The sequence below is a fragment of the Saccharothrix violaceirubra genome, from assembly GCF_014203755.1.
In the GTDB taxonomy this organism is placed as follows: Bacteria; Actinomycetota; Actinomycetes; order Mycobacteriales; family Pseudonocardiaceae; genus Actinosynnema; species Actinosynnema violaceirubrum.
The window spans coordinates 3,794,990-3,809,951 of the sequence record NZ_JACHJS010000001.1; the positions used below are offsets into that span (position 1 = coordinate 3,794,990).

Here is a 14,962-nt window from a genome sequence, read left to right on the forward strand (position 1 = left end):
TTCACCCAACGTAACGGAGCCCCGACGAGGTCCGGGAAATAACACTTTCACATAACATCGCACTGTCCTGTGTGGACGGAGCGACCCGCTTCACGTCAGGACGCGCGTGCTCCGAGGAGCGGCGCGGCCACGGTCTCCAGGACGTCCCAGACGTGCCGCCACGCCACGGCGATCCCGTCCTCGACGTGCGGGTCCGCGAACAGCTCCACCAGGAACGGGCGCAGGTCGCCCAGTGCGTACTGCATGAACACCTCGGCGCAGAACTCGATGAACTTCCCGGCCTGGTAGACCCGACGCTGGTCGGCGGACAGCCGCCGCTTCCCGAACGCCCACAGGTCCTGGCCGAGCAGGTGGCGCCCGCCGTCGACGCGCAGCACCAGCCACGCCCGGTAGAGGTTCCTGGCCTCCTCGGACGTCGAGGCCCAGAAGTCCTCCAGGTCGCGCAGTTCCGCGCTCCACATCACGGGGTCGTGGTCGGCCTCCTCGAAGTTCTCGCCGGACGGCTGCGCGATCAGGTGCCCGGCCTGCCCCCGGCCGAGCACCGGCTGCATCTCGCGACGGCCGAGCAGCGTCGCCTCGAACGCGGCGTGACCGGTCTCGTGCACGAACAGCCGGACGAACGCACCGGGCGGGGTGTCGCGCAGCCGGGAGACGTGCACGCACCCGTCGCCGTGCGGGCTGAACACCCCGCCGCCGAAGCCGTCCGCCGTGCCCGAGTCGAACCTGATCGCGGCGACCAGTGTCGTCAACGTCGCCTGGAAGTGCGGGTACGCGGCCAGGAAGCGCACGACGGCGGCGGCCTGGGGCAGCGGCAGGTCGAGTTCGGGATCTTCGACCGACTCGCGCAGCCCGACCAGGGCCGGCCTGGCCGCGAGCAGCGCCGAGAGCACGGCGGCGTGCGGTTCGTGCCGACCGGCGGAACCGTCGTGCGCGGCCAGTTCGTCGAAACGCGCCCTGACCGCCTCGACGACCGGGGCGAAGTCCGCGGTGCCGGTGTCCTGCCGCTCGATCAGGAGCCCGACGATCCCGGCGCCGAGGGCGTCGCCGGTCAGGTGCCCGACCCGCTCGGGACCGGACGTCGCGAAGGCCCGGCCGTCGGCCGTCGGGTACGGCACGACCGGCGCCGGACTCGGACCCCGGGGTCCCGGTCCGGGCTCGGCGGCGACGTCGAAGCTCAGCGACACGAGCAGTTCCCGGCCGCGGCGCCGGATCTCCTCCCACGTGGTGGCCTGCCCGGACATCCCGGCGAGCAGGTCGTCCAGGTCGACGTCGTCGTCGGCGTGACCGGTGGCCGCGGCGTCGGCTTCCTCCTCCTGTTCGAGTTCGAGGAGGCGTTCGTGCAGGGACGGCTCACGGGCCGGGAACCGTCTCCCGTCCTCGGAGGAGGTCGATCCGGGGTCGGACGGCGATCCGGGCGGCGTCGGATGCATGGGAGTCCCCTCGGCTGGGCGGCAGTCCGGGGACTTTAACCTCGGGCGAGGCGAAGATCGTCCCGCGTCGCACAACCGTGTCGATCTTGGTATTCAGCCCGCGAGCCAGTCCGCCAGTCGCACCCGGCCGGTCACCGCACCCGGACCGGGCACCAGCGTCCGCTCGTCGGGAACCGTGCCGAAGTACCGGGCCCGCGGATCGGTCACCGCGGTCCGCGGGTCGCCCTTCGCCGCCAGGAAGGTGCGGATCCAGGTGTCCAGGCCGAAGACCTCGGGACCGCCGATCTCCACCACGCCGTCGAGCGGCGGGCCGACCGCCGTGCGGGCGACGAGGTCGGCCACGTCGGCGGCGGCCACCGGCCGGACGGCGCCGGGCGGCAGCCGCACGACACCGTCGGTGGTCGCGGCGTCCGCGATCCCGGCGGCGAACTCGTAGAACTGGGTGGCCAGCACGAGCGAGTGGTGCAGCCGGGAGTCGCGGATCAGTTGCTCCTGGGCCGCTTTCGCCCGCAGGTAGCCCGAATCCGGCGCCCGGTCGGCGCCCACCACCGACAGCGCAACGTAGTGCCCGATACCGGAGCCCTGGGCGGCGCCGATCAGATTGGCGGTGGAGGTGCGGAAGAACGCGAGCACGTCGTCGTCCGCGAACGACGGCGAGTTCGACACGTCCACCAGGACGTCCGCACCGCGCGCGACCTCGGTCAGTCCCTTGCCCGTGATGGTGTTCACGCCCGTCGACGGCGCCGCGACCACCGCGTCGTGCCCGCGACCCTCGAGCCAGGCGACGACCTTCGACCCGATCAGACCCGTGCCGCCGATCACGACCACCCGCATGCCGACCCCTCTCGTCGACACCGAGTCTGCCGCCGCGACCCGGTCCGGGGATCACCCGATCGGGATGATCCCCGGACGCGGATCAGACGAAACCGAACACCGGCGGGAAGACCAGCACGACGAGCCACGCCCAGCCGGCGAACACCGGCAGGTAGGCGGTCTGCCACCGTTCGAGCGCGGCGAACGGCGTACGCCGGCGGACCAGACCGAGCACCAGCCACGCCGACCAGCCGAGGTTGGCCAGCAGGATCACGTTCTCGCCCAGCGCGGCGGCCTTGTTGGGCGTCGTGCCGAACTCGGTGATCCGCCCGGCGACCTCCAGCAGCACCACCACGTCGATGGCCAGCGCGCTGAGCACCAGCGCCAGTTGCAGCCGGTCGAACACGCCGGGCGGTGCCAGCGGGTCGCGCGCGGAGATCGAGTACAGCAGCAGACCCAGCACCACGACCAGCAGCAGGTCGAACAGGATCAGCACCTGGCGCTGGACGTCGATGCCGCCGCCGGTCAGGCCGAGGGCGACCAGGAAGGCGAGCAGCGCGACCGTGAACAACGGGGTGAACAGGCGGGTGAGCACCGGGGCGATGTTCTCCACGACGCTCTGCTTGGCCTCGACCAGCCACCCGGCCACGACCGCGGCGGCCATCGCGCCGCACGGCACCAGCCACTGCGTGACGAAGTACTCCGGGTTCACGCCGATCGCGTTCAGCGTGCCGACGGTGAACGCGACGAGCACGCCGCCGCCCAGGGCGATCAGCACGTAGTAGACGAACCACTCGCCGGTGAAGCGGACGAAGTCCATGCGCCGCCGCGGCGAGCGCGGGTCGTCGGACACGTAGGCCAGGCCGACCGCGAACCACAGCGCGATCGGCAGGTGCACGCTCGACACGATCAGCGACTGGGACGTCTCCGCGAGCGGGTAGGCGTTGGCGGCGACCGCGCCGAGCGCGAACACCACCGCCAGCACGCCGAGCACGATCCGGGGCGCCTGTCGGCGCCAGGCCAGGAAGCCGGCCAGCCACGGCAGTGTGAACAGCGCGAAGTTGGGCAGATAGGCCTCGGCGTCGTGGTCGATGTCGACGCCGAACAGCGCGGGCACCTTGATCGACAGCGCCGCGCCGGCCGCGCAGACCACCATCGCCACCAGACCGGCCCGCGACCGGGTCGGGGTCGGGCCGGTCAGCACCAACTGCTTCCACAGCCGGTCGGAGTGCTCGCGGGCGAACTCGCGCGAGATCTCGTCCAGGCTGCCCATGCGCTTGACCGCGACCAGGAACGCCTCGTCGCCGCTGAGCCCGGCGGCGCGCAGTTCCTCGACGGAGCCGCGCAGGTGGTCCTCGAGTTCCGCCACGTCGGCCGGCCGCAGCTCCGGGCGGCGACGCACGAAGTCTCGCCACTGGGCGAACTGGGCCTCGATGTCGTCGCTCATGCCGTGCCCCCGAGCGGGATCGTGATCGGACCGGGCCAGATCCCCTTGAGCGTGTCGACGACCGTCTCCCACTGGCGGCGCTGCTCGGCGAGTTCGGCCAGGCCGTCCGGCGTGATCCGGTAGTACTTGCGCCGCCGCTCCCCCGCGACCGACCGCCAGTCCGACTCCACGTGCCCGAGCCGTTCGAGCCGGTGCAGCAGCGGGTAGAGCAGGCCCTCGGTCCACTCCAGCTCGCCGCCGGACAACTCGTTGATGCGCTTGAGGATCGCGTAGCCGTAGCTGTCCTCCACGGCCAGGATGCCCAGCACCATCGGGGTGGCCGACGCGGCCACCAGATCCTTCGTGACCTTCACGCACCCTCCCTACACCTAGAAGCCTGATGCATAGTAGTGCTAGGTATAGCGGGAGCGTCAACTGACAACGGGATCCGGTGGCCCATGCGGCCGTTAGCGTGGGCGGATCGACACATCGGAGGTGGCATGTACCTCACCCGTGGACGCCTGTTAGCCACCGTGGTCCTCTCGGTCGCGGCCCTGGCCGTCGGTACCGCGCAGGCCACTCCGCCGCCGGCGGAACACCCCTGGCAGTACGACCACTGGCCGCAACAGCAGCCGTGGCAGCAGGAACGCGACGCCGCGCGCACCACCGCCCAGGGCGGCGTCCCCGGCCCGCTCGACCCGCAGGACTGGGTCAACCCGGACCACATGACCTGGGAGCGGGACTACCGCAAGATCCCCGGGACCGACTGGGCCGACCCCGCCAAGAAGGGGTCGACGCGCACGTTCAAGGGCGCGCTCGTGCTGCTCGACTACCCGAACCAACCGTTCGTCGTGACCCAGCCGCAGCACTCGACGGTGTTCGGCAACCCCGGCGCCGAGGCACATGACGTCCCGCGCTCCGAGGTGGCGGCGTTCTACCGCGACTTCCTCAACAAACCCGGCGCCCTCAACCGCGGGCACACCGTGCACGAGTACTGGATGGAGGACTCGGGCGGGCGCTACGGCGTCGACCTGACCTCGTTCGGCCCGTACACGCTGCCGGGCAAGGACCACGAGTACGGCATGGAGTTCCAGTCGGGCACCGGGTGCCCCGCCGGCGACAGGTGCGACCGGAACATGCGCACCGACGGGCGTGCCGCCTGGACCGCCGACGTCGGGTCGACCGTGCCCGCCGGTTTCGACTTCGTCTACTACCTGTCGGCCGGTCAGGACGAGACCAGCACGTGGCAGGAGTTCGGGATGATGAAGTTCCCGACCAAGGAGGCGGTGACCGACCCCTACGGCCCGCCCGACGAGTCGCTGCCGAACTGGTCGCGCACGCGGTACGTGGACTGGACGTCGTGGGCGTCCGGTTCGACGATGTGGCCCAACGCGGCGGCCGGGTCGTCCACCCAGGCCGAAAGCTCCGGCCAGGGCGTGTACGCGCACGAGCTGAGCCACCTGCTGGGCATCGGCGACAACTACAACAACCCGTTCGCCAACCCGCCGCGCCGGGACTACAACGGCATCTGGGACATGCTGTCGCGCGGTGCCTTCAACGGGCCGGGCGGACCGCACTCCCGCTGGGTGATCCCGGCGACCGCCGGCGCGTCCATGGGCGCGCAGCACATGCTGCGCAACAAGATCAAGCTGGGTATCGTCGACGAGCGCAACGTCCTGCGCCTGTCCCGCGAGGCCCTGGCCACGTCGGGCGTCGTGACCGCCACCGTGACCGCCCGCAGCGTCCAGCCCGGCCCCCGGGGCCTGTCGGGCGTGAACGTCGTGCTCGACGCCGACCGGACACCGGCGTGCGATCCCCGCGTCGACCCGTACTGCGACGGCGGCGGGTACCGCAACTACACGGTCGAGGTCGTCGACCGCATGGGCGTGGACTCGTTCACGCCGGACGCGGGCGTGCTGCTGGCCAAGACGAAGGACGAGGACCAGGCGCCGTTCGCCTGGGTCGTGGACGCCAACCCGCAGGACATCGGGATGACCGACTACGTGCTGCCCGACGGCACCAAGGTCCCGATCACCATCGGCGACTACCGGCAACTCGCCGACGCCCTGTTCCACGCGGGCACGGACTCGGGCAGCGAGTACGAGTACGTGGACCGGGCCAACCGCCTGCACTTCTACGTGGTGGACGTCGAACGCGACCGGCAGGGCATCCTGTCCTACACGGTGGCGATCCGTTCCCTGGACGGCGCCGGGCCGCAGAAACGCGGTGTCAGGCTGCTGCCCACCGCCGCGCGGGCGTCCCACCACGGCGTGGCGACGTGCGACTTCCGGCTCCTGAACACCGCCCGCAAGGCGGGGTCGCCCGACGGTCACCCCGAGGACGTCGCCCAGTACCTCGACGGCGACGTCTACCGGCTCAAGGCCACGTCGACGGCGGGGTGGAGCGTCACGCTGCCCAACGCGCTGGCCGCGGCGAAGAACGGTCGTCAGGTGGAGGTGCCCGTCCACGCCAAGCGGACCGACGGGTCCCGGACCGGCAAGATCACCCTGACCGCCACGTCGGAGAGCGACCCCGCCAAGTCGTCCACCACGACCTGCACGGTGTCATCCCGCTGACCCGGCTCCCGGACCCCTTGCGCGGCAAGGGGTCCGGCGGTCAGACCTCGCCGAATACGTAGGTGCCGGGGGCGTTCCCGTCGTTCCCGGCCCAGAACTCCACCCAGTGGCCGACGAACTCGGACCTGGACAGCGACCCGTCGCCGTCCAGGTCGAGCCGGGCGAACGCGACGTCGGTGGGCGCGTCGGCACCGGTCCAGGCGTGGATCATGCGGGCGTACTCGGCCGCCGAGACCAGCCCGTCGCCGTCCTCGTCCACCGCCTCGAACATGGCCTCGGCGGTCGCCGTGACCAGGTCGAGCATCGTGCCCAGGTCGTCGACGACGGCCAGCACCTCGTCGAGCGTGACCCGTCCGTCGCGGTTCCCGTCGGACGCCGCCGACAACGCCGCCCACCAACCCGTCATGATCTCGCGCAACCGATCCGACCCGGCCTCGCCCCGGATGGCCACCCAGCGATCGGTCAACGCCTCGAAGTCCGCACGCTCCAGAAAACCGTCACCGTTCACGTCCATCGCGGTGAACACGACGGAGGTCTTCCGCTTCTGCAAGTCGCTCGCCACGCCCGCCAACCTGGCAGGACACGGCGAGGGCGACAACCACCCGGTCGGGCATTCCGCGGTGACCGTCGGTCACCCCGTGCCGGGCAGGGTGAACCACACCGTCGTGCCGGCGTCCGGGGTCGAGTCGAGCCACAGCGTGCCGCCGTGGCGTTCCACGATCCGGGCCACGATCGCCAACCCCGCGCCGTGGCCGCCGCCCCGCGCCTCACGCGGGTGCAGCCTGCGGAACAGGCGGAACACCTCGTCCTGGTGCGTCAACGGAATGCCGATGCCGTTGTCCCGCACGAACACCGCCGACGACTCCACCCCGACCTCCACGGTCCGGGGCAGGTCGGCGCGCGCGTACTTCGCGGCGTTGACCAACAGGTTGATCAACACCTCCTGAAGGCGGTCGGGGTCGGCGGTCACCGTGGTGCCCGGCGGGGGCGGGATCAACTCGACCCGGCACTCGACCAGGCGCGGGCCGGCGATCTCCAGGGCCTGCCCGACCGCCGCGCGCAGGTCGACCTCCGCCCGCCGCAGGTCGGCCTGACCGAGCTGGGCGAAGTGCAGCAGGGAGTTGATCAGCTCGTCCATCCGCTGGGCCAGGCCCTGGATGGTGTCCAGCCGGCGGCGCGTCACCGGGTCGAGGTCCTCGGCGTCCTCGCCGATGAACGCCGCCGTCGTCGCGATGCCCCGCAGCGGCTCCTTCATCTCGTGCGCGGCCACATGCGTGAACGCGTCCAGGTCGTGGTTCGCGCGCCGCAGCTCGTCGTTCAACGCGGCCAACCGCGCGGAGTTGCGCGCCGCCTGCCGGGTCACGGCGTACCCCAGTTCCCGCGCCACGGCCTCGTCCGCGTCGGTCCACGGCACGCACCGACCCCGCGTCACCTCACGGTAGACCGCCGACGACCCGCGCGGCGTCAGGCGCTCGCCGTGCGGTCCCAGGCGCACCGGGACACCGGGATCGGCCGCCCACGTCCGAGCCGCCCGACGCTCACGCCGGGTCCACGCCACCGCACCGCCGTCGTCGTCAAGGCCGAGCACGAGCACGCCGCTCAACTCCTCCGCGTACGCGGCCAGCTCCGGCAGTTCGTCCCGGCTCCACACCTGCCCGGCGGCCAGCGGGGGCACGTGCTCCCACAGCGCCCGCAGCGCCGTCTCCCCCGGCGGACGCCCGCCGACGACCGACGACCGCGTGACCACGGCGTCGGCCGGGACCAGCGCGGCGAGCAGGTCACCATACGCCGCGACCGCCGCCACCACCTCGCCGTCCAACTCGGCGACCAGCCGGGACAGCGCGGACCGGGCAGCCGACCGGGCCCGGTCCACCTCGGACTCCTGCATCGCGGCCAGTTGCAGCGACAGCGTCACGCCGAAGAACTCGCACGCCGCCCGCACCTCCGCGCTCAACCGGCGCGGTGCCAGGCCGTGGCACGCGATCAAGCCCCACAACCTGCCCTCGTGCAGCAACGACACGGACATCGACGACGCCACGCCGATGTTCCGCAGGTACTCGAGGTGGAAGCCGGACACGGTGCGCAGGGTCGAGTCCGACAGGTCCAGCGGCAGACCCGTGTCGGGCAGCACCGGCGGGTCCAGCGCCACCGTGACATCGTCGATGTCGTGGATCACCCGGATCCAGTTGCGCTCGTACAACCGCCGGGCCTGCGGCGGGATGTCGGTCGCCGGGAACCACAGCCCCAGCCACGGCTCCACCGGCTCGGCCACCGACTCCGCGATCACCTCGCCCGGACCGTCCGCCCCCTCGAAACGGTAGGCCACGACCCGGTCGTAGCCGGTCAACGCGCGGATCTCGGCCACCGCCGCCGCGCACACGTCCACCACCGTGCGCTCGTGCTGGAGCCGGGTCAACGCCGTGCGCACCGACGGGTAGAACTGCGAGAACACGAACGGCCGCCCGGCGGTCGGCGGCTCGAACTCCAGGACCACCCGACCGTCCGACCGGTACACCGTGACGTCGAACGCGCCGCCCGCCACGGTCAGGCCCAACACACCCCGGTCGCCGGTCGGCGCGGCCAACGTCCGCGCCACGTCCGCCCAACCGGCCACACCGACCACGTCCACGACCGGCACGCCCGGCCCGCACACGACACCAAGAACGTCCGCGCACCCCACCGAGGCGACCTCGACCAGCCCGGCCGCGTCGACCGCGAGCAGCGCACCATAGGACTGGATGCCGTTGAGGCGGTGGATCGGCTCGGCCAGGCACACCGACAGGTCGAAGGCCGTCTCCGCGGCCAGTTCACGCTCGTCCACGAGGTCCCCCGGACTCTGCGAGACCCGACACAGCGGCGGGTGGTGTGCGATCGCCGTCGAACGGGCACCTTACAGTTCCCCATGCCCGCACCTGCGGACGGAGAGGTCGTAGGAGCTGAACACATGGACCCATGGTCGACCAGGCTGCACGAGCTGTGGCGGGTCGCGTGCCAGGCGGGCAGCACGAACGGGTTCACCGACGAGCTGTACCACGGCCTGCTGTCGCTACCGGGCGTGTCGTGCCTGGTCGGAGCCCGGTTGACGGCCGACGACCGGGTGATGCTCGCCCGCTGGGCCGACGCCGACGGCATCCGCACCTCGCCCCCGGGACTGGCCGAGGAGCTGCGCGCGTGGCTGGCGACGGGCGGCCCGCCGCACCGCCTGGGCGTCGCCGACCTGCCGCCCTCGGCGTTCGGCCGGATGGCCGGCGCCCGCCGGTTCGTCGTCGCCCTGATCGAACTGGCCGACGGCCAGCGCGGCCTGCTCGGCGCGGGCACCGACGCCGACGACCCGGCCGGACTGCACACCGCCCTGCGCCAGGTGTCGGAGATCGTCACCCTCGCCGACGTGCGGATCAGCGAACAGCGCGCGCTCGACGACCAGCAGGCCCGGGACGCGATCCTGGCCGAGGCGTCGCTGCGGATGGACGCCTCGCTCGACATCGCCGACACGCTGCGCGCCGTCGTGCGCATGGCCGTGCCCGCGCTGGCCGACGGCGCGGTCGTGCACATCCGGCGCGGCGACCGGCTGGACCAGGTCGGCGTGGCGCACGTCGACGCCCGCCGCGAACGCCTGCTCACCGAACACCTCGACCGGGGACGGTGGGCCGTCGACGAGCCCGGCCCGCACGACGAACCACGACCGTCGGGCCTGCCCGCCGACGTGGGCCTGACCACGATGTCCACCACCGTGCTGCGCGCACGGGGACGCGAGGTCGGCCTGCTGACGTTCTTCCACCGCGCCACGCCGCCACGCCGCACCTCCGTGGCGTTCCTGCGCGACCTGGCCGGACGTGCCGCGCTCGCGATCGACAACGCCACCCTCTACGAACAGCGCCGCGACGACGTCCTGTCCCTGCAACAACACCTGCTGCCCACCCGCCTGCCGACCGTGCCCGGCCTGGAACTGGCCGCCGCGTACAACGTCGCCGACCACGCGTTGGAAGTGGGCGGCGACTTCTACGGTATGGTCACGCACGGCGACACCACGACCGCGTTGATCGGCGACGTGTGCGGGCGCGGCGCACCGGCGGCGGCGCTGACGGGCCTCGCCCGCCACACCCTGGAGACCGTGCTGGGCGAGGGCCGGCCGGCGGCGCACGCCGTGGAGATCCTCAACGCCAAGATGCTCGACAACGGCATCTCCCGGTTCCTGACCCTGGCCACGGCCACCTTCACCCCGGCGGGACGCGACCTGCGCGTGGAGACCCACAGCGCGGGCCACCCGCCGCCGTTGCTGCTGCGCCGCGACGGCACCGTGACCGAGGCCGCGTGCACCGGACGCCTGGTCGGCGTCGTGCCCGACCTGAACCTGCGACCGGTCACCGACCTCGTCGAACCCGGCGACTGCGTCGTCCTGCTCACCGACGGACTGCTGGAATCGCGCGACGACCAGGGCCGGTTCTTCGGCGACACGGAACTGCTGCCCATGCTGTCGGGGCTGCGCGGCCTGCCGTTGCCGACGCTGGTGTCGAGACTGCTCGCCGGGACCGAGCGCTACCGCGTGGTGGACGACGCCGCCGTCCTCGCGATCCGCCACGTCGGCCCGACGCTGCTGGACACGACGCTACCCCCGTCGGAGGTGCCGGCGGCCGTGCTCGACCTGGTCGGCCACCACCTGCCCGAGGACATGGCGCTCTTCCTGGACCTCGTCGACGACCCGGTCCACGTCACCGTCCACGGCGACGCGGACTGGGCACGCCTGGAACTCACCCACCACGACCGGACCAGCTGGGCGGAACTGACCCGATGACCGACGACACCCTGGTCCTGGTGGTGGAGGACAACGAGGTGGACCGCGAGGCCGTGGCCCGCGCCCTGTCCCGTTCCCACCCGGAGCTGACGCTGGAGTTCGTGCCCGACGGCGACGCCGCCGTGACCCGCCTGCACGACCCGTCCCGCCCCCGGCCCGGTCTGCTGCTGCTGGACCTGAACATGCCCGGCACCGACGGCCACCGCGTGTTGTCGGACCTGCGCGCCGACGGGGCGTTCGACGACACGACGATCATCGTGTTCACGTCGTCCACGACGACCGAGGACATCGACCGCTGTTACGCGGCGGGCGCGGACAGTTACGTGTACAAGCCGGTCAACTTCGCCCTGTTCCGCACGGTGTTGCAGGGGGCCGTCGACTACTGGTTGGAGAACCGGGCGTCGGGGTGATCACTCGACGTCGAGCACGGCGAGCATCTGCCGCAGTTGCCTACGCCGTCGTGGCGCGAGGGAGGGGTCGCCGACCAGTTCGTTGAAGCGGTTCCGCGCCCAGTCCTCCACACCGGCACACCGGAAATCGTCGACCAGTTCGATCTCGTTCCACAGACCGTTCTCCTGCGTCGACAACAGCAGACTCCATGCCCTGATCGCGAGGTCGTGTTCACCGCTCGCGGCAAGAAGCCGCGCGAGCGCACGACTTTCGTGGAACGACAATTCGTGTCGTACCACCGCGACGGCGACAGCCTCCGCATCGGATTTGTCACCATGGATCACCTGTGCGGACAGCGCGGCCTTCAGCTCCGCCCCCGTCACGCGGGGGTGGTCTGCCAGCACGGCGGCAATCCGGATCGCCGCGTCGGGGTACTCGGGATCAAGGGCGTCCAGCACACCTCGCAGCCAGTCGACAGGCGGGCAAGGCCGCCCGGCAGCGAGATGGAGCAGCGTTGCCGCCCCGGTCGCAGGTTCGCATTCCAAAAGCACACGCGCCATGTCACGACTCCACTCGCGCATGGTGAAATCGACATTGCGCAATACACTTTCGGCCCACTCCGACGCTGACGCGTGCGCTCCGACACCGTTCAGGTGTCCGGCGATTTCGACCCGGGCCGAAGGGTGGAAGCACCGGCCGTCGCCCAGGATCGCGGCCAACTTCCCGGCGGACTCCGTCCCGGCCGCGAGCCAGGCACCGACAAACCCCTTCAGCCCGAAACCGTTCAGAGCCGCCACTTCGATGTAGGCCCAGGCCCGTTTCGCCAAAGAGTCGTGGGGCACGACGTCCACCGCCAGTTTGAGCAGTGAACCGGCATACCAGACCGACACGGCCTCGGCGCGGCCAATCCACTCGTCGGCCATGGTGACGACGGCCGCCACGCCGTCGTCACCTCGTAGCCTCAACAACTGGATCAAGGCTTCCTGTACCGAGTACATCGAGGCGTACGGGTCTTCCAGGACCGCTTCCGTCACTTGCTCGACCGTTGCCCGATCACCGGCGCGGCTCACGAACGCGGCGATCTCCAGACGACCGACGTGGTCGTCGGCAGGCCTCGCCGACACCTGTGCGGCCAATTCGGCGATCGCCTCGGCGCCGACGGCATCGTGCCAGGCGGTGAGGACACGTTTCAGGCGGGCCGCGTTCGCCTGCCGGTCGGCGAAGACCGAGCAGGCCACCTCCTTCATCTCGGCCACCAGGCCGAGATCGGCCAACACCTCGGTCGCGCCGACCCTGGTACCGATGCCGAGGTCGGGTTCGTGCACCATCGCCAACGCCCGCGCACGCACCTCGCCGACGACCTCGGGTCCGAGTCGGAGGGCCATCGGCGCGGCCCGACGCAAGGGTCCGCTGTAGCAGGACGGCAGCAGCGCGGTCAGCAGAGGACGGACCCGGTGCGAGTCCCCGGTCAGCCGCTCAAGGGCGACGACCGCCGCCATCCGTCGGCCCACATCCAGGTCCGGGTGTTCCGCGATCGATTCCAGATGGCCGGCCGCCCAGCGGTGATCGAACAACCCACCGAGGACGTCGAGCGCACCCGTGGCCGTGTCGAAGTCGTCGGAATTGCGGGCCAGCGCCACGAGTCGGGCCACCACACGCTCGACCACGGCGGTCGGAGTCGCGACACCTTCAGCCACCAGGTGGCCCGCCAGCAACACCCGTCGCGGGTCGTAGGAGGACAACAGCCTGGTCACCACGGTGGCGATGTCGTGGCCGGGCACGGCGGCCCAGAGCGCGAAAGTGAACAGGGCGAACGTGCGTTCCGCGTCCTTCAACCCGCGACGGATCCACGCGTCCAGGTCGGCGAAGTCGTCGCCGATGGACTCCGCGTGGAACCGGGCCGCCAGGAACTCCGCGAACGACTGGTGCAGGAAACGCAACTCGCGCTCGTTGGCCACCACCAGACCGGTGCCGATCAGCTCCTCCCAGAGGTGCTCCTCCCAGCCGTCGAGCAACACCGCGTCCGCGTGCTCGCGCACCCACCGCTGCGCGACCGGCCACAGCGGGTCCTGGGTTTCCAGGCGTTCGCGGGCCAGGACGGCGAGCAGGTCGAACCGGACCGCGTGCAGCCACTTGACGCACGCCAGCCGCGCGGGGTCGTCGTGGTAGTGCCGGCGCAGGTCGTCCAACAGGTCACGGGGGCTGTCCCGATCACCGGCCAGATAGCCGCAGAAGCGTTCGTACAGGCTGATCCGGCTCGTCGGCAGCGGACGTGCACCGTCCTTCACCGCGGTGACGGCGGCGATCGTGGCCAGCAGCGGGTTGCGGACCAGTTCACTGAGCCGGCCGTCCGAGGTCTCCCGCAGGAAGCGTTCCGTCTCCTCCTTGGCCGTCCCCAGGTTCTGCGCGGTGAACCAGTACCGGGCGAACAACTCCAACTCGGCGCGGGCGAACGGCTGGATGACGTAGCCGCCCATCGCGGCCGAGCGGAACGGCGACAGCTCGGACTCGGGCAGGCCGCGCGTCGTGACGACGAAGCGGTAGTCCGAGCCCGGCCGGGCGTGCTGGGCGATCGTGCGGATCACGTCACCGCGCACACGCGGATCGGGGATCTCGTCCAACCCGTCGACCAGGACCAGCCACCGCGCGCCCTGGACGCGACCGGCGAACATGCCCGCGTCCGGGTCCTGCACGAGCGTCCGGCCCAAGGTCCGGCGGACGGCGGCGGCCAGGACCGCGCTCCACGACCCCGTGCCGTCCAACGACCGCGCCGACACCCGCACGGGCACGACCGGCTCCGTCAGCGGGGCCTTGGTCGCGCTGTCCTCGCGCAACCAGACCCGGGACAGCACGCGGGCCAGGTGGTTGCTCAACGTCGACTTGCCCGCGCCCGGTTCACCGGTGACCAACAGGTGGTCGTGCCGTTCCAACACCTCCGACACGGGCAGGGCGGCCTGCGACCCGGTGGCGGCCGAACGCCGCTCGTCCGCCGTGCCGCGCGGCATCCCCGGCTCCTCCGGTTCGGCGGTCGCCGCCGGGCGGATCTGCTGGCGGACGTAGATCGTGGACAACGGCGGCTCGTCCACGCCCAACAACCGGTAGGGCAGGCGGTCCACCGCGACGGCCTGCGCTTCCAAGAGGTTTCGCACGGCCAGGGTCGGCAACGGGCAGTCCGTCCAGCGCTCCAGGCGCGGCGACTCGGCACGTTCCCTCGCCATGGCCTCCCGGTCGCGCCCCTCCTTGGCACGCACCCACACGTCGACGACCGCGCCGGGTTCCCGGTGGAGCGCGACGGCCAGGGACTGGGTGGACTCCAGGGTCAGCAGGCGGCTCGCGTTGAAGACGCCGTAGACCGCGTTCTTCTCGAAGAGCCTGAGGGCCAGGAACTCGTGGACGCTGCCGAACCCCGCGTCGCCCAGTGCCTGGTGGAACCAGGCGGCCAACTCCTCCAGTTCCGCGTAGCGCTGCTGCTTGCCCTGCGATGGACGGCCACCCGGCATGGCTCCCTCGTCGACGCGTCGGATTTCCCACGGGT

10 protein-coding genes are annotated in these 14,962 nt (G+C 71.5%); 3 read left to right on the plus strand and 7 right to left on the minus strand.

All coding sequences use genetic code 11. The annotated features are described in order from the left end of the window. Nucleotides 1–95: 95 nt before the first annotated feature. The 4 genes from F4559_RS17805 to F4559_RS17820 form a co-directional block, all read right to left on the minus strand. Complete coding sequence (locus F4559_RS17805) at nucleotides 96–1,430, minus strand: hypothetical protein (RefSeq protein ID WP_184670124.1); 1,335 nt, start codon at nucleotides 1,428–1,430, stop codon at nucleotides 96–98. A gap of 93 nt (nucleotides 1,431–1,523) precedes the next feature. Next, nucleotides 1,524–2,264 (minus strand): SDR family oxidoreductase, encoded by a 741-nt coding sequence (locus F4559_RS17810; protein WP_184670126.1) that lies wholly within the window; start codon nucleotides 2,262–2,264, stop codon nucleotides 1,524–1,526. A gap of 82 nt (nucleotides 2,265–2,346) precedes the next feature. After that, entirely contained in the window at nucleotides 2,347–3,690 is a 1,344-nt protein-coding gene (locus tag F4559_RS17815) for a permease prefix domain 1-containing protein (RefSeq protein WP_184670128.1), read from the minus strand. Next, on the minus strand, nucleotides 3,687–4,043 hold the full coding sequence (locus F4559_RS17820; protein WP_184670130.1) for a PadR family transcriptional regulator: 357 nt from the start codon (nucleotides 4,041–4,043) through the stop codon (nucleotides 3,687–3,689). Before F4559_RS17820 ends, F4559_RS17815 begins: the two co-directional genes overlap by 4 nt. Before the next feature lie 126 nt (nucleotides 4,044–4,169). Here F4559_RS17820 and F4559_RS17825 point away from each other — a divergent pair, with 126 nt between their 5' ends. Next, the gene (locus tag F4559_RS17825) at nucleotides 4,170–6,245 is read left to right on the plus strand and encodes a M6 family metalloprotease domain-containing protein (protein WP_184670132.1); all 2,076 of its coding nucleotides are present in this window, start codon (nucleotides 4,170–4,172) and stop codon (nucleotides 6,243–6,245) included. 40 nt (nucleotides 6,246–6,285) lie between these two features. Here the strand turns inward: F4559_RS17825 and F4559_RS17830 are convergent, their stop codons facing one another. After that, on the minus strand, nucleotides 6,286–6,807 hold the full coding sequence (locus F4559_RS17830) for an EF-hand domain-containing protein (RefSeq protein WP_184670134.1): 522 nt from the start codon (nucleotides 6,805–6,807) through the stop codon (nucleotides 6,286–6,288). Between the two features lie 69 nt (nucleotides 6,808–6,876). Beyond that, on the minus strand, nucleotides 6,877–9,066 hold the full coding sequence (locus tag F4559_RS17835) for an ATP-binding protein (protein WP_184670136.1): 2,190 nt from the start codon (nucleotides 9,064–9,066) through the stop codon (nucleotides 6,877–6,879). Nucleotides 9,067–9,189: 123 nt separating this feature from the next. Here F4559_RS17835 and F4559_RS17840 point away from each other — a divergent pair, with 123 nt between their 5' ends. Further along, entirely contained in the window at nucleotides 9,190–11,037 is a 1,848-nt protein-coding gene (locus F4559_RS17840) for a PP2C family protein-serine/threonine phosphatase (protein ID WP_184670138.1), read from the plus strand. Beyond that, nucleotides 11,034–11,447 (plus strand): response regulator, encoded by a 414-nt coding sequence (locus tag F4559_RS17845; RefSeq protein ID WP_184670140.1) that lies wholly within the window; start codon nucleotides 11,034–11,036, stop codon nucleotides 11,445–11,447. Before F4559_RS17840 ends, F4559_RS17845 begins: the two co-directional genes overlap by 4 nt. Here the strand turns inward: F4559_RS17845 and F4559_RS17850 are convergent, their stop codons facing one another. Further along, nucleotides 11,448–14,927 carry an NACHT domain-containing protein gene (locus F4559_RS17850; RefSeq protein ID WP_184670141.1) on the minus strand — a complete coding sequence of 1,160 codons (3,480 nt, stop codon included), beginning with the start codon at nucleotides 14,925–14,927 and terminating at the stop codon, nucleotides 11,448–11,450. Nucleotides 14,928–14,962 lie beyond the last annotated feature (35 nt).